The organism is Nocardioides sp. SR21 (genome assembly GCF_022761125.1).
Lineage (GTDB): Bacteria > Actinomycetota > Actinomycetes > Propionibacteriales > Nocardioidaceae > Nocardioides.
In genome coordinates this window covers 548,929-568,354 of record NZ_JAKWJR010000001.1, presented here as the reverse complement: position 1 = coordinate 568,354, position 19,426 = coordinate 548,929, and the positions used below count along the sequence as shown (strand labels likewise).

Below are 19,426 nucleotides of genomic sequence, written 5' to 3'. Positions count from 1 at the left end.
AGTAACTCAGTCTGGTTAAATTACTAACCATGACGCAGACCGTGGCCGCGCCCGCACCCGAGGTGGCGCCGTCGACCCCCGCCGCGGGCCCGCAGGACCACCGGCGCGAGCGCCGCCGACACCGGCTCAAGCTGCTGGCGCTGCATGCATCGACGCTGCTCCTGCTGCTGTCCGCGTGGTGGTTCGTGACGGCGATGGAGTGGGTCTCGCCGCTGTACCTGCCACCGCCCGGCGACGTGTGGGACGCGTTCGTCCGCGCCAACACCGACCACCCGGTCGCCGCCGGCTCCGACCGGATCGTCCGCGGCGAGCAGGGCTACTACCTGTGGGAGCACCTCATCGCGAGCCTGCAGCGCATCGCGATCGGCGTCGGTGCCGCCATCGTCGTCGGCATCCCGCTGGGCCTCGTCATGGGGACCACCTGGCTCGGCGTCGTCCTCGAGCCGTACCTCAACTTCCTGCGCTCGCTGCCCCCGCTGGCCTACATCGGCCTGCTGATCGTGTGGTTCGGGATCGGCGACACCTCCAAGGTCTGGCTGCTCTTCCTCGCCGCCTTCCCGCCGATCGCGATGGCCACGATCAGCGGTGTCCACGGGGTACGCCAGGACCAGGTGAACGCCGTCCGCTCGCTCGGCGCCTCGCGCCGCCAGGTGCTGACCGCCGTCGTGCTGCCGGCCTCGACCCCGGACATCCTCACCGGCATCCGGGTCGCCACCGGGTTCGCCTGGACCACGGTCGTGGCCGCCGAGATCGCCAACGGCATCCCCGGCATCGGCGGTCTCGCCTACCTCGCGGGCAACCAGCTCCAGACCGCCCTCGTCATCGCCTGCATCGTCGTGATCGGCATCGCGGCGATCCTCCTCGATCTCGGGTTGAAGTCCCTCGAAAAAGTCCTCGTCCCCTGGCGGGGCAAGGCGTGAACAGCGTCCTCCGACGCATGACCAGTGAAGGAACACCCTCCGTGAAGACCCGTGCCACCGCTGCCGCCCTGGCGGCCGCCGCCCTCGCCCTCTCCCTGTCCGGCTGCGTGGAGAGCGGCCGGAGCAGCACCGCCTCGGCCCCCGCCGACAGCGACTGCCCGTGGGAGCCCGACGAGTCCGTGACGACCACCGCCCGCATCGCCTGGCAGGCGATCCCCAACGGTGACGTCGTCGTGAAGGACCTCGGCATCCTCGAGGCCTGCATGCCCAACGCCACCATCAAGTGGGTCCAGGCCCCGTCGGGCGGCGAGGTCGTCAAGTACTACGGCACCGACGAAGTCGACCTCGGCCTGATGGGCTCCTCGCCCGCGACGATCGCCTCCTCCAAGCCGATCGTGGACGACGCCGACATCGCGGTCGTCTGGATCCACGACGTCATCGGGGACGCCGAGTCCCTCATCGTCAAGGACCCGTCGATCACCGACATCTCCGGCCTGAAGGGGAAGACGGTCGCGGTCCCGTTCAGCAGCACCGCGCACTACTCGCTGCTCCAGGCCCTCACCGACGCCGGCCTCGAGGCGGGCAAGGACGTCGAGGTGATCAACCTCGACCCCGACAAGATGCCGGCCGCCTGGCAGGGCGCCCAGATCGACGCCGCCTGGGTGTGGGACCCCACCCAGAGCCAGCTCCTCGAGACCGGCGGCGAGCGGATCCTCTCCAGCGCCGACACCGCGGAGGCGGGCCGCCCGACGTTCGACGTCGGCACCGCCAGCCGCGCCTTCATCACCGAGAACCCGGAGTTCCTCACCCAGTGGGCGAAGGCTCAGGACTGGGCCGTCAAGCTGATCCAGGACGACCCGGCCACCGCGGCCGAGTCGGTCGCCGTCGTGCTCGGCATCGACCCCGCGGACGCCGAGAAGCAGTTCGCGGGCCTCACCTACCTGACCGCTTCGGAGCAGGCGAGTGCCGACTACCTCGGCGGTCAGTTCGCGAAGGACCTCTTCAACACCGCCGGCTTCCTGCTCGAGCAGGGCGGCATCGAGGCGGTCGGCACCGAGGCGGACTACGCCGAGCACGTCGACGCCGGCCCGGCCGAGAGCGTCGCCGGTGACTGACCGGCACGACCGACGCGTCGAGTTCCGGGGCGTGCGGCACCACTTCACCGTGGGTGGTGCCGCCGTCCCGGCGCTCGACCGGATCGACCTCACGATCGAGCCCGGCGAGTTCGTCACGCTCGCCGGGCCATCGGGCTGCGGCAAGACCACGCTGCTGCGCCTGCTCGCGGGCTTCATGACGGCGAGCGAGGGCACCGTCGCGGTCGGCGGGGACGCCGTACGCGGACCGGGCGAGGAGCGCGGCGTCGTGTTCCAGCAGCCCACGCTGTACCCGTGGCTCTCCGTACGCCGCAACGTCGAGCTCGGCCCGAAGCTGCGCGGGGTCTCCGCCCACGACCGCGCCGAGACGGCCTCGCGCTACCTGGAGATGGTCGGCCTGGCCGACTTCGAGAAGCACCGTCCGTACGAGCTCTCCGGCGGCATGCAGCAGCGCTGCCAGATCGCCCGCGTCCTCGCCAACGAGCCCGACATCGTGCTGATGGACGAGCCCTTCGGCGCCCTCGACGCCCTCACCCGCGAGCGCCTGCAGAGCGAGCTGCTGGAGATCTGGCGGGCCACCGGCCGCACGATCCTGTTCATCACCCACAGCGTCGACGAGGCGGTGTTCCTCGGCTCCCGCGTGCTCGTGATGAGCCCGCGGCCCGGGCGGATCGTCCTCGACCGACCGGCCGTCTTCAGCGACGGCGGCGTACGCGTCCCGGCCGACGAGATCCGGGCGCTGCCGGAGTACGTCGCCCTCTGCGACGAGGTGCGCGGCGCGATCCACGCGCCGACCGCCGTGGCCTGACGGAAATCAGTAGCGGTCAGGTTCTGACCTGAGATCCTGGAAGCGTGTCGAACACGGTTCCCCCCGTTCGACGTACGAGCGTCCGATGACTTCGCGATGCTGCACCGGTCGGACTAGGGGAAAACCCCGATGCCCGCTGTCCCCGCTCACTGAGAGAGTTCCCCCATGCACATCCAGATCGCCGGGAAGCTGACCGGCCGCATCACCAAGTGGATCGTCCTCGTCGCCGTGGTCATCGCCTTCTTCGCCATGGGCTCCCTGGCGGGCAAGCTGACCAGCGTCCAGAACAACGAGGCCGAGTCGTGGCTGCCCGAGAGTGCCGAGTCGACGCAGGCGATCGAGCGGCTGGAGGACTTCCAGGACCCGAACGAGCTCGTGACGACGATCGTCTACTACAAGGAGTCCGGCCTCACCGAGGAGGACCTCGCGGCGATCGAGAGCCACGGTCCTGAGATCGCGGAGATCGAGGGCGTCTCCAACGTCATCACCCCGCAGACCGCTGCGGAGCAGGGCATCCCCACGCCGTACGTCTCCGAGGACGGGCAGGTCGCGAAGCTGGACTTCACGATCAACCGTGGCGACGAGCTCTGGGAGGACATGCCCGACGTCCGCGACGAGGTCAAGGAGCTCACGGCCATCGACGGCGTCGAGGTGTACGTCGCGGGCGCCGGCGGCACCACCGCCGACCAGGCGGCCGCGTTCGCGGGCATGGACGGCCGGCTGCTGCTGATCACGCTCGGGGCGGTGATCCTTATCCTGCTCGTCAGCTACCGCAGCCCGGTGCTCTGGGTGCTCCCGATCCTCAGCGCCGTCGTCAGCCTCGTGATCGCGAGCGGCCTGCTCTACCTGCTGGCCAAGTACGGCGACATGACGATCAACGGACAGACGCAGTTCATCATGACCGTGCTGGTGATCGGGGCCGGGACGGACTACGCCCTGCTGCTGGTCGCTCGCTATCGAGAAGAGCTGCGCCGTCACGAGGACCGGCACGAGGCGATGGCGTTCGCGCTGCACCGCGCCGCCCCGGCGATCTTCGCCAGCGCCTCGACCGTGGTCGTCGGCCTGCTCTGCCTGATGTTCGCCGAGCTCAACTCGACCGCCGGTCTCGGCCCGGCCAACGCCGTCGCCGTCGCCGTGACGTTCGTCGTCATGGTCACCCTGCTCCCCGCGCTCCTGGTCATCTGCGGCCGCTGGGTGTTCTGGCCGTTCATCCCGCGCTTCGGCAGCGAGGAGCCGACCGAGTCGGGCTTCTGGGCACGCACCGGCAACCGGATCGCCCCGCGCCCGCGCGTCGTCTGGATCTTCACCGCGATCGCGCTGCTGATCGTCGCGCTCGGCGCGCTGCGCCTCGACACCTCGGGCATCCCGAACGACGAGACGTACGTCGCCGGCCAGGAGGTCGAGTCGGTCCAGGGCAACGAGCTCCTGGTCGAGCACGGGCTCGTGGACGCGAGCTCGCCGGTCCAGATCATCGCCAACACCGACCAGGCCGAGGCGGTCGTCGAGTCCATGGCCGGCATCGAGGGCATCCAGGAGCCCGCGATCGTCGCCGACAAGGACGGCACCTCCCTGATCCTGGCCAACCTCACCGCCGACCCGCTCGACCAGAAGTCGATCGAGGCGGTCCACGAGGTCCGCGACGCGGTGCACTCGGTGGAGGGCGCGGACGCCCAGGTGGGCGGCTGGACCGCGGTCACGATCGACGTGGAGGAGGCCTCGGCGCGCGACAACAAGGTCGTCATCCCGATCATGCTGGTCGCGGTGATGCTGATCCTGATGGGCCTGCTGCGGGCACTCGCGTCCCCGCTGATCCTCATCGGCACGGTGATCCTGTCCTTCGGCGCGGCGCTGGGCATCTCCGGGGTGGTCTTCGACCTGGTCTACGACCGGCCGCACACCGATCCCGGGTTCCCGTTGTACGCGTTCGTGTTCCTGGTCGCCCTGGGCATCGACTACAACATCTTCCTGATGACCCGGGTGCGGGAGGAGACGGTCACCAAGGGCACGCGACGGGGCTCGCTGATCGCGCTCGCGTCGACGGGCGGGGTGATCACCGCGGCCGGCATCGTGCTCGCGGCGACGTTCGGCGCGCTGGCCACCATGCCGCTGACGTTCGCGCTGCACATCGGCACGACCATCGCCCTCGGCGTCCTGCTCGACACGATGATCGTGCGGTCGGTGCTGGTCACCGCGATCAACCTCGACCTAGGCGGGAAGATCTGGTGGCCGAGCGCGCTCGACCGCAAGCCACCGGTCGTGCCGCCCAAGGACCCCGAGGCCGAGCCGGTGCCCCAACCGGCGTCGGTGTGACCTGACCAACAGCTGGCCGGCCGCTCCCGACCGGGAGCGGCTGGCTAGCCTGTGCGAATGAGTGAGCAGCCCACTCCGCAGCAGGTACGTCGCGCTCTGGCGCGCGCCGAGCGCGGGGCCGCCCTGGACGTGCCCGAGGCGACCGCCCTGCTGGCTGCCACCGGCGAAGACCTGGACCGACTGACCGCAGCAGCCGCGAAGGTCCGCGACGCCGGCCTGGTGGCGGCCGGCCGCCCCGGCGTGGTGACCTACTCGCCGAAGGTGTTCATCCCGGTCACCAAGCTGTGTCGCGACCGGTGTCACTACTGCACGTTCGTCGAGACCCCCGGCCAGCTCAGCCGCGCCGGGCACGCGATGTACCTGTCCCCCGACGAGATCCTGGAGATCGCGCGGCAGGGCGCCGAGCTCGGCTGCCTCGAGGCGCTGTTCACCCTCGGCGACCGGCCGGAGGACCGGTGGCCGGAGGCGCAGGCCTGGCTGGACGAGCAGGGCTACGACTCCACGCTCGCCTACGTCCGGGCCATGGCGGTCCGGGTGCTGGAGGAGACCGGGCTGCTGCCCCACCTCAACCCCGGCGTGATGACCTGGGAGGAGATGAACCGGCTCAAGCCGGTCTCCCCGTCGATGGGGATGATGCTCGAGACGACCTCGCGCCGCCTGTTCGAGGACAAGGGCGAGGCGCACCACGGCTCCCCCGACAAGGACCCGGCCGTCCGGCTCCGCGTGCTCGAGGACGCCGGCCGGCTCTCGATCCCGTTCACGACCGGGCTGCTGGTCGGCATCGGGGAGGACCTCACCGAGCGGGCCGAGACGATCTTCGCGCTGCGCCAGGTCTCCCGCGCCTTCGGCTCCGTGCAGGAGGTGATCGTCCAGAACTTCCGGGCCAAGCCCGACACCGCGATGCGGCACGCCGACGACCTCGACCTCGACGAGTACCGCGCCGCGATCGCGGTCACCCGGATCGTGCTCGGCCCCAAGGCCCGGGTCCAGGCGCCGCCCAACCTGGTCGACCTGGCCGAGTGCCGGGCACTGCTCGAGGCCGGCGTCGACGACTGGGGCGGCGTGTCCCCGCTGACACCCGACCACGTCAACCCGGAGCGGCCGTGGCCGTCCCTGGACCGGCTCCGTGACCTCACCGCGAGCTGCGGCTTCGAGCTCGCCCCGCGCCTGACCGTGCACCCCGAGTACGTCCGCCAGGGCGAGCCGTGGCTCGACCCGCGGGTCTCGGCCCATGTCGCCGCGCTCGCCACCGACGACGGGCTCGCGCGGCCCGACGTACGCCCCACCGGCCTGCCGTGGCAGGAGCCGGACGGCGGGTTCGCCTCGGTCGGCCGCACGGACCTGTTCAGCGCCGTCGACACCGAGGGCCGCACCGATGACCGGCGCTCGGACTTCGCGAACGTGTACGGCGACTGGGACTCGGTCCGCGAGGCCGCGTCGAGCACCGGGGTCTCGACGGGCTCGACCACCGACGGCATGGCCGCTCTCAAGGCCGCGGAGCGGGACCCGGGCAACCTGTCCGACGAGCACGCGCTGACGCTGATGACCGCGGAGGGCGACCTGCTGCGCGAGGTCTGCCGGCTGGCCGACGACCTGCGCCGCGAGACCGTCGGCGACGACGTGACCTACGTCGTCAACCGGAACATCAACTTCACCAACGTCTGCTACGTCGGCTGCCGGTTCTGCGCGTTCGCGCAGCGCCGCACCGACGCGGACGCCTACTCCCTGTCCCTCGACGAGGTCGCCGACCGCGCCGAGGAGGCCTGGGACCTCGGGGCCACTGAGGTCTGCATGCAGGGCGGCATCGACCCCGAGCTCCCGGCGACGGCGTACTTCGACCTCGTGAACGCCGTGAAGCAGCGGGTCCCCGACATGCACGTGCACGCGTTCTCGCCGATGGAGGTCGTGAACGGCGTCGCCCGCACGGGGCTGTCGATCGAGGACTTCCTGATCAAGGCCCGCGAGTCCGGTCTCGGGTCGCTCCCGGGCACCGCGGCAGAGATCCTCGACGACGAGGTCCGCTGGGTGCTCACCAAGGGCAAGCTGCCGACCCGCACCTGGATCGAGGTCGTCACCACCGCGCACCAGGTGGGCCTGCCCACGACGAGCACGATGATGTACGGACACGTCGACAACCCGCGGCACTGGGTCAGCCACCTGCGAGTGCTGAGCCGGATCCAGGACGAGACCGGCGGCTTCACCGAGTTCGTGCCGCTGCCGTTCGTGCACACCTCGTCGCCGATCTACCTCGCCGGCGTGGCCCGCCCCGGTCCGAGCCTGCGCGACAACCTCGCGGTGCACGCGATGGCGCGGATCCTGCTGCACGGCCGGATCCGCAACATCCAGACGTCGTGGGTGAAGCTCGGCGTCGACGGCACCCGCGCGATGCTGCAGGCGGGCGCGAACGACGTCGGCGGCACGCTGATGGAGGAGACCATCTCGCGGATGGCCGGCTCCGAGCACGGGTCGGCCAAGACCGTCGCCGAGCTCGTGGAGATCGGCGCCGGCATCGGCCGCCCCGTCGTGGAGCGGACGACGACGTACGGCGTGCGCTGAGGCTGGTCAGCCCTCCGGAGCGTCCTGCTCCGGCGTCGAGGTCCGCACCGTCGGTCCGGACGCCGGGCTCCACTCCCAGTCCTGGATCTCCGGCAGGTCCTCACCGTGCGTCCGGACGTACTGCCGGTGCCGGATCAGCTGGTCCTTGAAGAACTCCCGCGCCCCCGCTGACGTCGCCGCCAGCCGCGGCACCCGGTCGAGCACGTCGATGGCCAGGTTGTACCGGTCGATGTGGTTCATCACTGCCATGTCGAACGGCGTGGTCGTGGTGCCCTCCTCCTTGTACCCGCGCACGTGGATGTTGGCGTGGTTGGTGCGCTTGTAGGTCAGCCGGTGGATGAGCCACGGGTAGCCGTGGTAGGCGAAGATCACCGGCTGGCTGGTGGTGAACAGCGAGTCGAAGTCCGCGTCGGTCAGCCCGTGCGGGTGCTCGGAGGCCGGCTGCAGGCGCATCAGGTCGACGACGTTCACGACCCGGACCTTCAGGTCGGGGACGTGCTCGCGCAGCAGCTGGACCGCGGCGATCGTCTCCATGGTGGGCACGTCGCCGGCGCAGCCCATCACGGCGTCCGGGCCACCCTCGTCGTTCGAGGCCCAGTCCCAGATGCCCAGGCCCTTCGTGCAGTGCACGATCGCCTCGTTCATCGGGAGGTACTGCAAAGCCGGCTGCTTGCCCGCCACGATCACGTTCACGTAGTGCTTGCTGCGCAGGCAGTGGTCCGCGACCGAGAGCAGCGTGTTGGCGTCCGGCGGCAGGTAGACGCGGACGACGTCGGCCTTCTTGTTCACGACGTGGTCGATGAAGCCCGGGTCCTGGTGGGAGAAGCCGTTGTGGTCCTGGCGCCAGACGTGCGAGGTCAGCAGGTAGTTCAGCGACGCGATCGGGCGGCGCCACTCGATCCGGCGGGTGGTCCCCAACCACTTCGCGTGCTGGTTGAACATCGAGTCGACCAGGTGGATGAACGCCTCGTAGCAGGAGAACAGCCCGTGCCGGCCGGTGAGCAGGTAGCCCTCGAGCCAGCCCTGGCAGGTGTGCTCGGACAGGATCTCCATGATCCGCCCGTCCGGAGCGAGGTGGTCGTCGTACTCCTCGATCTCGGCGTTCCAGGTCCGGTTGGTGACCTCCATGACGTCCTGCAGCCGGTTCGAGGAGTTCTCGTCGGGCGCGAACAGCCGGAAGTTGTCCATGTTCTCCGCCATGACGTCGCGCAGGAACCCGCCGAGCACGCGGGTCGCCTCGACCGCGCCGGTGCCGGGGATCTCGACGTCGACGGCGTAGTCGCGGAAGTCCGGCAGCTGCAGCCCGCGCAGCAGCAGGCCCCCGTTGGCGTGCGGGGTCGCGCTCATCCGCAGGTCACCGCCGGGGTGCAGCGCCGCGATGTCCGCGGCCGGCGCACCGGACTCGTCGAAGAGCGACTCGGGATCGTAGCTGCGCATCCACTCCTCGAGCACCTTCCGGTGGCCGTCGTCCCCGCGGGCGTTGGCGAACGGCACCTGGTGGGAGCGCCAGAAGCCCTCCACCCGCTTGCCGTCGACCTCCTTGGGGCCGGTCCAGCCCTTCGGCGAGCGGAGCACGATCATCGGCCACGGCCGCCGCGCGACCGCGCCGGACGCGTTGCGCGCCTCGCCCTGGATGTCGGCGATCTCGTCGAGGCAGCGGTCGAGCGTGCCCGAGAAGTCCGCGTGCATCTGGGCCGGGTCGGAACCGGCGACGACGTACGGCGTGTGCCCGTGGCCGCGCATCAGCGAGAGCAGCTCCTCCTCGGGGATCCGCGCGAGGACCGTGGGGTTGGCGATCTTGTACCCGTTGAGGTGCAGGATCGGCAGCACCGCCCCGTCGCGGCGCGGGTCCACGAACTTCGTGCCGTGCCAGCTGGTCGCCAGCGGGCCGGTCTCGGCCTCACCGTCACCGACGACCGCCGCGACCATGAGGTCGGGGTTGTCGAACGCGGCGCCGTACGCGTGCGAGAGGGCGTAGCCGAGCTCGCCACCCTCGTGGATCGAGCCGGGCGTCTCGGGGGCGACGTGGCTGGGGATCCCGCCGGGGAAGGAGAACTGGGTGAACAGCCGGCGCAGGCCGCGCTCGTCCAGCCCGATGTCGTGGTAGACCTCGGAGTAGGTCCCCTCGAGGTACGCCGCCGCCACCAGGCCAGGACCACCGTGGCCGGGCCCGGTGATGTAGAGCATCTCGGTGCCGCGCGCCATGATCGCGCGGTTGAGGTGGGCGTAGATGAAGGTGAGCCCAGGGGTGGTCCCCCAGTGCCCGAGGAGGCGCGGCTTCACATGCTCGGGGAGCAGGGGCTCGCGCAGCAGCGGGTTGTTCATCAGGTAGATCTGCCCGACCGACAGGTAGTTCGCCGCGCGCCACCACCGGTCCAGGACTGCGAGGTCATCGGCCATGCCACCACGCTCGCCGCCGCCGGGCAGCCACGCAAGGGCCGGATGGCCCTCGCCTCGCATCTCACCCGAATCGGGCGGGTACCGTTCCGGTCATGAGTCATGGCGATGGCGACCAGGAGATCTACGGCGACTACAGCGTCGACGACGAGGACCAGCCCGGGAACATCGAGGACCTCGGCGACGCCGACGTCGCCGACCCGCTCGACCGCGGCTACTCGCCGCCCGAGAAGTGGTCGGCGGGACAGGGCTACGGCAACACGCCCTGGGAGGAGGAGCACCGCGAGACCATCGACCAGCGGATCGGCCAGGAGGAGCCGGACGTCGACCCGTACGACGACGCAGCGGACCTCCCCGACGACGACCAGGTCGGCGACCTGCGGGCCGGGCGACTGGTCGGGACGACCGGCTCCGACGAGTTCGCGGCGGACGACGTCGGCATCGACGACGGCGCGGCGTCCGCCGAGGAGGCCGCGATCCACGTCGTGGAGGACCTCGACGACGAGTGAACCCCACCCGAACGGGGTAATGCCTTCCCGACAACTGAAAGGGAGGGACTCGTGTTCGCATTTCTGCTGTGGCTTCTGGCCGTCGTCCTCGTGATCGGCGGCATCGTCCAGCTCTTCAAGGGTCAGGTGCTGTTCGGGGTCGTGCTGATCATCGTCGGGCTCCTGGTGGGCCCGGGTGGCGTCAGCATCTTCACCTAGGAGCGCCAGGGCCGCGGTGCCGATGCCTGCGTGAGTACATCGGCGCCGCGGCCGCCTCGGCGGTACCCCCACGGGGCACCGCCCAAACGGGTACCCGCAAGAACGAGAACCTGTTCTAGTTCGGCGCTAGGGTGGGCGCGTGCGCTTCTCGATCAGCACGGCGTTCCAGCCGGTCGACCACCTGCCCGTCCTGGCCCGCGCGGCCGACCAGCTCGGCTACCACTCGATGGCGGTGCCGGACCACGTGGTCGACCTCGAGGAGCTCGAGACCCCCTACCCGTACACGCCCGACGGCGCGCGGCGCTGGGACTTCTCGGCCGCCTGGCCGGACCCGTGGGTGCTGATCGGGGCGCTCGCCGCGGTGACGACGCGGCTGCACTTCTTCACCTCCGTCTACGTCCCCGCGATCCGCAACCCGTTCCAGGTCGCCAAGAGCGTGGGTACGGCGGCCGTGCTCTCCGGCGGCCGGGTGAGCCTCGGCGCCGGGATCGGCTGGTGCCGCGAGGAGTTCGAGCTCCTGGGACAGGACTTCCACACCCGCGGCCGGCGTACCGACGAGGCTCTCGCGCTGATGGCGGAGCTGTGGAAGCCGGGCTGGACCGAGTTCGAGGGCGAGTTCTACAGCGCGCCCCGGCTCGTCATGGAGCCCACACCCCCGGCCCGCATCCCGATCCTCATCGGCGGCCTCTCCGAGATCGCGTTCCGCCGCGCGGCGCGCCACGACGGCTGGGTGGGCGACATGTACACGACCGACGAGGCGATCGAGATCGCCGGGCGGATCGCCGAGGTGCGCCGCGAGGTCGGCGCCGAGGGCGAGTTCTCGGTGATCACCGCGCTCAAGGACGCGTTCCTGCCCGAGCACTTCCAGCGCGCCGAGGCCGGCGGCGTCACCGACTGCTGGACGATGCCGTGGGCCTACTACCACGGCCTCGACTGCACGGTGGAGCAGAAGGTCGACGGCATGGAGCGGTTCGCCCACGACGTGCTGGTGCCGGTCAACGGCTGATTCGTCCCGGAAATGGAAGAACCGCCGGGGTCTCGGGTCCCCAGCGGTTCGAGAGGAACTCTACCCGGCGGTAGAGCCGAATGCGGCGGTTTCGGACGTTTTGGGTCGAGAGATCTGGGTCACGCCGGCCGGGCGAGGCCGAGCCGACGCGACTCGAGCGCCTCGGCCAGGGTGTCGCGCAGCAGCACGAGGGCCTGCGCGCGCAGCCGGGCGACCTGTTCGTGGGTGAGACCGAGCTCGTCGGCGACCTCGTCCATCGACCGGTGCTCGAGGAAGTACGTCGCCGCCACCACGCGGAGCCGGGCGGGGAGCATGGCGATCGAGCGGGCCAGCCGCACCTCCGCCTTGAGTCCCGGGCCGCGGCGCGAGGTGCAGGCCATCCACTCGATCGCCTGCAGCTCGTCGGCGATCGCGGTCCGGATCCACACGGCCGCGACCTGCGCGAACTCCACGGGAGTCCCGGGCTCCCACGCCTGGGCGGCGCGCTCGAGGGCGAGCCGGCCGACGAGTCGCAGCCCGTCGCGGTCGACCGAGGCTGCCGATCCGACCGCCATCTCCCAGACCAGACGCTCGACGAGCGCCAGGTGGTCGGCGACGAGCTCGCTCTCGTCGAGTTCGGTGTAGGTCTCCATGCTGGGCTCCCGAGATGTACCGCGATTCATGTACCCGCGCAGATGTTACGACGGGGTGAACCGGCGTCGCGATCCGGCCAGCGCGGCGACTATCCCCAGAACGCGTGTGAAACCGCGCCCGGCGACTGCTCCCCGGTGCGATACTCGGTCGTCCCCTGACCCTCGGGAGGTCGGATGTCCGCTGCGACCGTTCCGCTGGCCTCCAGGCCAGGATTTCGGACGACTGATGTCGAAGTCGCCCGGGAGCGCATGTCGGCGGCACTGAGCCCGCATCGGCTCAACCCGCTCGACCGCACGGGTGCGATCGACGTCGTCCACCACGCGGCAGGCCTCGGCCTGACGTCCTTCCACTACATGGACTACGGCGGCGACGTCGAGGTGTCGGCGCAGCTCGGCGACTACGTGCTCGTCCAGATCTCCCTGGAGGGGACGTTCCTGGCCGAGATCGGACCCCACTCCCTGGTCGCGACGCCGGACATGGCGGCCGTGACCAGTCCCGGGGACTCCATCACGATGCGCTACTGCGCCCCGAACCCCCGGCTGATGATCCGGATCGACCGGGCACTGCTCGACTCGAGACTGGCGCTGGCCCTCGGCGAGGTGCCGAGCCGGAGCCTGCGCCTCGATCTCGCCCTCGACCTCACCAAGCCGGGGTCAGGCAGCTGGCGCGGCCTGGTCGACACGGTCGTCCGCGACCTCGATGCCACCGGTCCGCTCAGCCGATCTCCACTCGCCGCCGCCTCCCTCGAGCTCGCCGTCGTCGACGGGCTGCTGGCGGTGCACACCGGCTCGCACTCCGCGCTGCTCGGCGACCGCAACGGCTCCACCCGCCCGCGCGCGCTCCGCCGCGCAATGGACCTCATCGAGGAGCGCTGCGCCGAGCCGCTCACCACCGCCGACGTCGCCGACGCGGTCGGCGTCAGCGTGCGGTCGCTCCAGGAGGCGTTCCACGCCCACCTCGACACCACCCCGACGGCCTACCTGCGCGCAGCGCGGATCCGCCGCATCCACGACGAGCTGGTCGTCGGCGGCGACGGCGTCACCGTGACCGACGTGATGCTGCGCTGGGGCATCACGCACGCGGGACGGTTCGCGCAGGACTACCGGCGTACGTTCGGCCGGACGCCGTCCGAGACGCTGCGGCAGGGCAGCTGAGTCACTCCCACTCGATGGTGCCGGGCGGCTTCGAGGTGATGTCGACGGTGACCCGGTTGACCTCGCGGACCTCGTTGGTGATGCGGGTCGAGATCTTCTCGAGCACGTCGTACGGCAGTCGCGCCCAGTCGGCGGTCATCGCGTCCTCGGAGGTCACCGGGCGGAGCACGATCGGGTGGCCGTAGGTGCGGCCGTCACCCTGGACGCCGACGCTGCGCACGTCCGCGAGCAGGACGACGGGGAACTGCCAGATGTCGCGGTCGAGGCCGGCCTTGGTGAGCTCCTCGCGGGCGATCGCGTCCGCCTCGCGGAGGATGTCGAGGCGCTCGCGGGTGACCTCGCCGATGATCCGGATGCCGAGTCCCGGACCGGGGAACGGGTGGCGCCACACGATCTCGGCCGGCAGGCCGAGCTGCTCGCCGACCAGGCGGACCTCGTCCTTGAAGAGCGTCCGCAGCGGCTCGACGAGCTCGAACTCGAGGTCGTCGGGCAGGCCGCCGACGTTGTGGTGGGACTTGATGTTGGAGGTGCCTGCTCCCCCGCCGGACTCGACGACGTCGGGGTAGAGCGTGCCCTGCACCAGGAAGGCGACCTTGTCGTCGCTGTCGCCGAGCACCTCGGCCTCGGCGGCCTCGAAGACGCGGATGAACTCGCGGCCGATGATCTTGCGCTTCTCCTCCGGGTCGGTGACCCCGGCGAGCGCGTCGAGGAAGCGCTTCTCGGCGTCGACGACCTTCAGGTCGACGCCGGTGGCGGCGACGAAGTCGCGCTCGACCTGCTCGGTCTCGTCCTTGCGCATGAGTCCGTGGTCGACGTACACGCAGGTCAGCCGGTCCCCGATCGCGCGCTGCACGATCGCGGCGGCGACGGCGGAGTCGACGCCGCCGGACAGCCCACAGATCGCGCGGCCGCGGTCGCCGATCTGGGCGCGGATCGACTCGATCTGCTCCTCGACGATGTTGACCATCGTCCAGGTCTGGTGGCAGTGCGCGATGTTGACGAGGAAGTGCTCGAGGACCTTCTGGCCGTGCTCGGTGTGCAGCACCTCGGGGTGCCACTGGACGCCGGCGAGGCCGCGGTCGACGTTCTCGAAGGCCGCGACCGGCGTGACCGCGGTCGACGCCAGCACGTCGAAGCCCGGCGGGGCCGCCGCGACGGAGTCGCCGTGCGACATCCAGACGGTGTGCGCGGCCGGGATCTCGGCGAGCAGCGTGCCGGGCGCGCCGACGGTGACCGCGGTGCGGCCGTACTCGCGGGCGCCGGTGTGGGCGACCTCGCCGCCGAGGCCCTGGGCCATCAGCTGGAAGCCGTAGCACATGCCGAACACCGGGGTGCCCGACGTGAAGATCGTGGTGTCGATGCTCGGAGCACCCTCGGCGTACACCGACGACGGCCCGCCGGACAGGATGATCGCCTTCGGGTTGCGCGCCAGCATGTCCGTGACCGGCATCGTGTGCGGCACGATCTCGGAGTAGACCCGCGCCTCGCGGACGCGGCGGGCGATCAGCTGCGCGTACTGCGCCCCGAAGTCGACCACCAGGACCAGATCGTGCTCCGCAGCCTGCGTCATGGGCGAAGCCTATCGAGGGCCGTCTGCCCACGTTGAATCGGGAGTTTTCGTCCCTTCAGTCGGGACTTTCCGTCAGCCCGGCGCGACGTCGTGGCGGAAACTCCCGACTCGACGGACGGAAAGTCCCGATTCGACGTGGACGCCCCCTGTCAGGACCCGGCCGGGGAGGGAGGGTGGCCGGGCCCTGACCGTCCACGCTTCTGCTGGACAGAGCCTGGACACGGGACCCGGCGGTGGGAGGGAGCGTTTGACCGGGTCCGCTGGCTCAACGAGAGGTAAAGAAGCGCGTTACGGGGTTCCGGACACCGATTCAGGAGAATTCAGCTGACCCCGACGATGGGCAGCCGCAGCGCCCCCGGAGCGTCGTCCGGGACGACCGGCGAGCGAGGTGCGACCGGCTCGATCCGGGTGTACGACGAGCCCAGGTCGGGGCGCGGGTCGGCCTCGCCCTTGTTCGGCCAGAACGCCAGCGCCCGCTCCGCCTGGGCGGTGATCGTGAGCGACGGGTTCACGCCGAGGTTCGCGGTGACCGCGGAGCCGTCGACGACGTGCAGGCCGGGGTGGCCGTAGACCCGCTGGTACGGGTCGATCACGCCGGTGTGGGCGGAGTCGCCGATCGCGCAGCCGCCGATGAAGTGCGCGGTGAGCGGCCGGTTGAACGCGTCGCCGACGGCGCTGCCCGGGAAGCCGTCCATGATCTCGGCCATCTTCCGGATCGCCTCGTTGCCGGCCGGGATCCAGGTCGGGTTCGGCTCGCCGTGGCCCTGCTTGGAGGTGAGGTAGCGCTTGCGGGTGCCGGGCACCTGCTTGGTGTACGTCGTGATCGAGTTGTCGAGGCTCTGCATGACCAGCGCGATCACGGTCCGCTCGGACCAGTGCTTCATGTCGTAGAGGTCCAGGACCTTGGTGCGCTGCGCCCACATCTCGCGCATCCACGTGCGCCAGCGCGGCTCGTCGCCGTCCCCGTCGGTGAGCACCGACTGCAGCAGCGACATCAGGTTGCTGCCCGGGCCGTAGCGGACGTTCTCGATGTGGGTGTTCTCGTCGGGGTGGAAGCTCGAGGTGATCGCGATGCCCTGGCTGTAGTCGACCTTCAGGTCCGGGGCGACGACACCGCCGATCGACTCGGAGTTCGTGCGCGACAGGTGGCCGAGGCGCTCGGACAGCCGCGGCAGGTGCCCCTCGTCACGCATCCGGTGCAGCAGCCGCTGGGTGCCGAGCGCCGACGCGGACAGCACGACCTGGTCCGCGGTGAGCACCCGGCGCGCGGAGCGGCGCGACGTCTTGGCCTTCGTGAACTTCACGTGCACGTCGTACCCACCGCCGGACCGCGGCGAGATCTGCGTGACCGTGGTCAGCGGGAGGACCTTCGCCCCGGCGGACTCCGCGAGGTGCAGGTAGTTCTTCACCAGCGTGTTCTTGGCGTTGTGACGGCAGCCGGTCATGCACGAGCCGCAGCCGATGCAGGTCTTGCGCTCCGGGCCGGCGCCCCCGAAGAACGGGTCGTCGACGCTCTGCCCCATGCCCGCCCCGGGCCCGCCGAAGAAGACGCCGACCGGCGTGGTGTGGAACGACTCCCCCACACCCATCTCGCTGGCGACCTTCTCCATCACGTCGTCCGACGGGGTGCGCAGCGGGTTGTCGACGACGCCGAGCATCCGCTTCGCCTGGTCGTAGTACGGCGCCAGCTCCGACTGCCAGTCGGTGATGTGGCTCCACTGCGGGTCGTTGTAGAACGCCGGCAGCGGCTCGTACAGCGTGTTCGCGTACACCAGCGACCCGCCGCCCACGCCCGCGCCGGACACGATCAGGCAGTCGCGCAGCGCGTCGATGCGCTGGATGCCGTAGCAGCCGACCTCGGGCCGGAAGAGGTAGCTGGTGACGTCGAACGACGTCTCCGGCAGCTCGTCGTCCGCGAACCGGCGGCCGGCCTCCAGGACGCCGACGCGGTAGCCCTTCTCGGTCAGCCGCAGCGCGGTGACCGAGCCACCGAAGCCGGACCCGACGACGAGGACGTCGAAGTCCAGGTCGGCGCTCATGCGCGGCCCAGCTTCTTCAGCAGGCGCAGGTTGAAGGCCATCACCTTGGCGTACTGCTCGTCCGACATCCCGAGCTGCGGGCCGAGCGCCAGCACCCGCTGGGTCGCGACCGATTGGGTCTCGGTGAACCGGAGCACGCCCTCGGCACCCTGGCGGCGGCCGGTGCCGGACTCGCGCATCCCACCCATCGGGGTGTCGAGGCTGGCGAACGTGGCGCCGAACGCCTCGTTGATGTTCACGGTGCCGCACTTGATGAACGTCGCGATCGCGCGGGCGCGGTCGCCGTCCTGGCTGTAGATCGAGGCGTTCAGGCCGTACTGGCCCTCGTTGGCCCGCGAGATCGCGTCGGCCTCGTCGTGGAACCGGTACAGCGAGACGACCGGCCCGAACGTCTCCTTGCCGAAGCAGCTCATCTCCGGCGTGACGCCCTCGAGGATCGTCGGCTCGAAGTAGTAGGGGCCGAGGTCCGGGCGTGCCTTGCCGCCGGTGAGCACCCGAGCACCCTTGGCGACGGCGTCCTCGACGTGCGCGGTGACGGCGTCGAGCTGCTGCTGCGAGGTCAGCGTGCCCATGTCGTTGCCCCACTCGAGCGTCGCGCCCAGCGTCATCGCCTCGGTGCGCGCCACGAAGCGCTCGACGAAGCGGTCGTAGACCTGGTCGGCCACGAACATCCGCTCGATCGACACGCAGAGCTGCCCGGAGCTGGAGAAGCTCGCGCGTACGGCGCCCTCGGCCGCCTTCTCGAGGTCGGCGTCGCGCAGCACGAGGAGCGGGTTCTTGCCGCCGAGCTCGAGCGAGCTGCCGATCAGCCGGTCGGCGCAGGCCTTCGCGACGATCCGGCCGGTGGCGGTCGAGCCGGTGAAGCAGACGTAGTCGGCGCGCTCGATGATCGCGCCACCGATCTCCGGACCGGGGCCGGCGACGACCTGCCACAGGTCCGCCGGCAGGCCCGCCTGCTCGAGCAGCTCGGCGCCGAGCAGCGCGGACAGCATGGTCTGCGCGTCGGGCTTGATGACCACGGCGTTGCCCGCCACGATCGCGGCCAGGCCGTCGATCAGCGCCAGGTTGAAGGGGTAGTTCCACGGCGAGATGATCCCGACGACGCCCTTGGGCACGCGGTTGATCTCGGCGCGGGTGAGCACCGGGAAGACGCCCGGGCTGCGCTTGGTGCCGAGGTGCTTGACCGCCGTGCGCCCGTAGTAGCGGGCGGTCAGCGCGACGTGCAGCGGCTCGTCGAACGCGTGCTTGCGTGCCTTGCCGTTCTCGAGGACCACCAGGTCGGTGATCTCCTCCTGGCGGTCGAGCACCAGGTCGTGCAGGCGCAGCAGCATCACGGCGCGCGCCTCGATCGGCGTCCGCGCCCAGGCGAACTGGGCCTTGCGCGCCCGCTGGAACGCGTCGGCCACGTCGGCCCGCGTCGACTGCGGGACGTGCGCGAGCGGAGCGCCGTTCAGCGGCGAGAACACCTGCGCGGTCTCGCCAGACGTCGCGACCAGCCGGTCGGTGAGCGCCGCGACGTACTCCGGTTCGAGTGCGTACGACGCCCTCGGGTCGTGCTCGGGGTCGTGCGGGCCTTCGACGACCGGACCGCCGGACGGATGGGGGTTCTGGGCGCTCATGCGACCGAGAGTATGTGACCGGCGTCTCCGATCACTACCTTTCAGTAGCGCTTGGGGACCCCAGTGTGCGGTTTTACACATCGGCTTGCGATGTCAACCGCCGCGTCGTAGGCCCGATCAGGGGTCGATGGCCTCGACGGCCTCCCCGAGCGGGGTGTCGTCGAGGCCCAGGAAGGCCACCTCGACCCTCGTGGGCTGCGCCAGGATCCCCGGCAACTCGACCGCCCAGCGTCCCTGGTCGTCGACCGGGACGGCGGCCCGACGGGTCTCGGCCTCGAGGTCGACACCGGACGGGTCCTTCGCCGCACCGTCCAGTAGAGCAACCCGCACCGCCAACGCCTCCCGCCGACGCTCCGAGCGGCGACGATTGCCGATCACCTTGCGCGCCGTACCGATCAGCCACGGCAGGGCGGCCTCGGGGACGTCCGACCAGCGACGCCATGCCTGCAAGAACGTCTCCGCCACGACATCGCCCGCATCCTCGAGGCCCACGTGCCTCGACGCGTATGCGCGAACCTGGCCCGCGTGGGCGAGCCAGCACCGCGTGAACGCCTCGCGATCCACCTCAGCCATCTGTGCCTCCTGACCGTGAAGTGTCCGGCACCGGTGGCGG

General features: G+C 70.6%; 15 protein-coding genes. 9 read left to right on the top strand and 6 right to left on the bottom strand.

Annotated features, from left to right (window positions below):
* Positions 1-29: 29 nt before the first annotated feature.
* The 5 genes from MJ604_RS02850 to MJ604_RS02830 all read left to right on the top strand — a co-directional run bounded on the left by MJ604_RS02850 (position 30) and on the right by MJ604_RS02830 (position 7,688).
* The gene (locus tag MJ604_RS02850) at positions 30-920 is read left to right on the top strand and encodes an ABC transporter permease (protein WP_243056765.1); all 891 of its coding nucleotides are present in this window, start codon (positions 30-32) and stop codon (positions 918-920) included.
* Between the two features lie 41 nt (positions 921-961).
* Entirely contained in the window at positions 962-2,035 is a 1,074-nt protein-coding gene (locus tag MJ604_RS02845; RefSeq protein ID WP_243056764.1) for an ABC transporter substrate-binding protein, read from the top strand.
* Positions 2,028-2,822: an ABC transporter ATP-binding protein gene (locus tag MJ604_RS02840; RefSeq protein ID WP_243056763.1), complete on the top strand. Its 795-nt coding sequence runs from the start codon at positions 2,028-2,030 to the stop codon at positions 2,820-2,822. The genes MJ604_RS02845 and MJ604_RS02840 overlap by 8 nt, the downstream gene beginning before the upstream one ends.
* A gap of 165 nt (positions 2,823-2,987) precedes the next feature.
* Positions 2,988-5,132 carry an MMPL family transporter gene (locus MJ604_RS02835; RefSeq protein WP_243056762.1) on the top strand — a complete coding sequence of 715 codons (2,145 nt, stop codon included), beginning with the start codon at positions 2,988-2,990 and terminating at the stop codon, positions 5,130-5,132.
* 57 nt (positions 5,133-5,189) lie between these two features.
* On the top strand, positions 5,190-7,688 hold the full coding sequence (locus MJ604_RS02830) for a bifunctional FO biosynthesis protein CofGH (RefSeq protein WP_243056761.1): 2,499 nt from the start codon (positions 5,190-5,192) through the stop codon (positions 7,686-7,688).
* Positions 7,689-7,694: 6 nt separating this feature from the next.
* Here the strand turns inward: MJ604_RS02830 and MJ604_RS02825 are convergent, their stop codons facing one another.
* Complete coding sequence (locus MJ604_RS02825; protein WP_243056760.1) at positions 7,695-10,088, bottom strand: phosphoketolase; 2,394 nt, start codon at positions 10,086-10,088, stop codon at positions 7,695-7,697.
* A 92-nt stretch (positions 10,089-10,180) separates the two neighbouring features.
* Here MJ604_RS02825 and MJ604_RS02820 point away from each other — a divergent pair, with 92 nt between their 5' ends.
* The 3 genes from MJ604_RS02820 (at position 10,181) to MJ604_RS02810 (ending at position 11,798) form a co-directional block, all read left to right on the top strand.
* Positions 10,181-10,594, top strand: coding sequence for a DUF5709 domain-containing protein (locus tag MJ604_RS02820; RefSeq protein ID WP_243056759.1), 414 nt, complete (start codon positions 10,181-10,183; stop codon positions 10,592-10,594).
* 51 nt (positions 10,595-10,645) lie between these two features.
* A complete protein-coding gene (locus MJ604_RS02815) occupies positions 10,646-10,792 on the top strand; it encodes a GPGG-motif small membrane protein (protein ID WP_243056758.1) in 147 nt (48 codons plus the stop codon).
* 139 nt (positions 10,793-10,931) lie between these two features.
* Positions 10,932-11,798, top strand: coding sequence for a TIGR03619 family F420-dependent LLM class oxidoreductase (locus MJ604_RS02810; protein WP_243056757.1), 867 nt, complete (start codon positions 10,932-10,934; stop codon positions 11,796-11,798).
* A gap of 119 nt (positions 11,799-11,917) precedes the next feature.
* On the opposite strand, the gene MJ604_RS02805 is transcribed toward MJ604_RS02810, so the two are convergent.
* Positions 11,918-12,430: a hypothetical protein gene (locus MJ604_RS02805; RefSeq protein WP_243056756.1), complete on the bottom strand. Its 513-nt coding sequence runs from the start codon at positions 12,428-12,430 to the stop codon at positions 11,918-11,920.
* Between the two features lie 249 nt (positions 12,431-12,679).
* Here MJ604_RS02805 and MJ604_RS02800 point away from each other — a divergent pair, with 249 nt between their 5' ends.
* Positions 12,680-13,585 (top strand): AraC family transcriptional regulator, encoded by a 906-nt coding sequence (locus tag MJ604_RS02800; RefSeq protein ID WP_243056755.1) that lies wholly within the window; start codon positions 12,680-12,682, stop codon positions 13,583-13,585.
* A gap of 1 nt (position 13,586) precedes the next feature.
* On the opposite strand, the gene guaA is transcribed toward MJ604_RS02800, so the two are convergent.
* The 4 genes from guaA to MJ604_RS02780 all read right to left on the bottom strand — a co-directional run bounded on the left by guaA (position 13,587) and on the right by MJ604_RS02780 (position 19,386).
* Positions 13,587-15,155: a glutamine-hydrolyzing GMP synthase gene (guaA, locus tag MJ604_RS02795; RefSeq protein WP_243056754.1), complete on the bottom strand. Its 1,569-nt coding sequence runs from the start codon at positions 15,153-15,155 to the stop codon at positions 13,587-13,589.
* A 320-nt stretch (positions 15,156-15,475) separates the two neighbouring features.
* The gene (locus MJ604_RS02790) at positions 15,476-17,194 is read right to left on the bottom strand and encodes a GMC oxidoreductase (RefSeq protein ID WP_243056753.1); all 1,719 of its coding nucleotides are present in this window, start codon (positions 17,192-17,194) and stop codon (positions 15,476-15,478) included.
* Positions 17,191-18,813 carry a succinic semialdehyde dehydrogenase gene (locus tag MJ604_RS02785; protein WP_243056752.1) on the bottom strand — a complete coding sequence of 541 codons (1,623 nt, stop codon included), beginning with the start codon at positions 18,811-18,813 and terminating at the stop codon, positions 17,191-17,193. Before MJ604_RS02785 ends, MJ604_RS02790 begins: the two co-directional genes overlap by 4 nt.
* 117 nt (positions 18,814-18,930) lie before the next feature.
* On the bottom strand, positions 18,931-19,386 hold the full coding sequence (locus tag MJ604_RS02780; RefSeq protein WP_243056751.1) for an RNA polymerase sigma factor: 456 nt from the start codon (positions 19,384-19,386) through the stop codon (positions 18,931-18,933).
* Between the last annotated feature and the right edge of the window lie 40 nt (positions 19,387-19,426).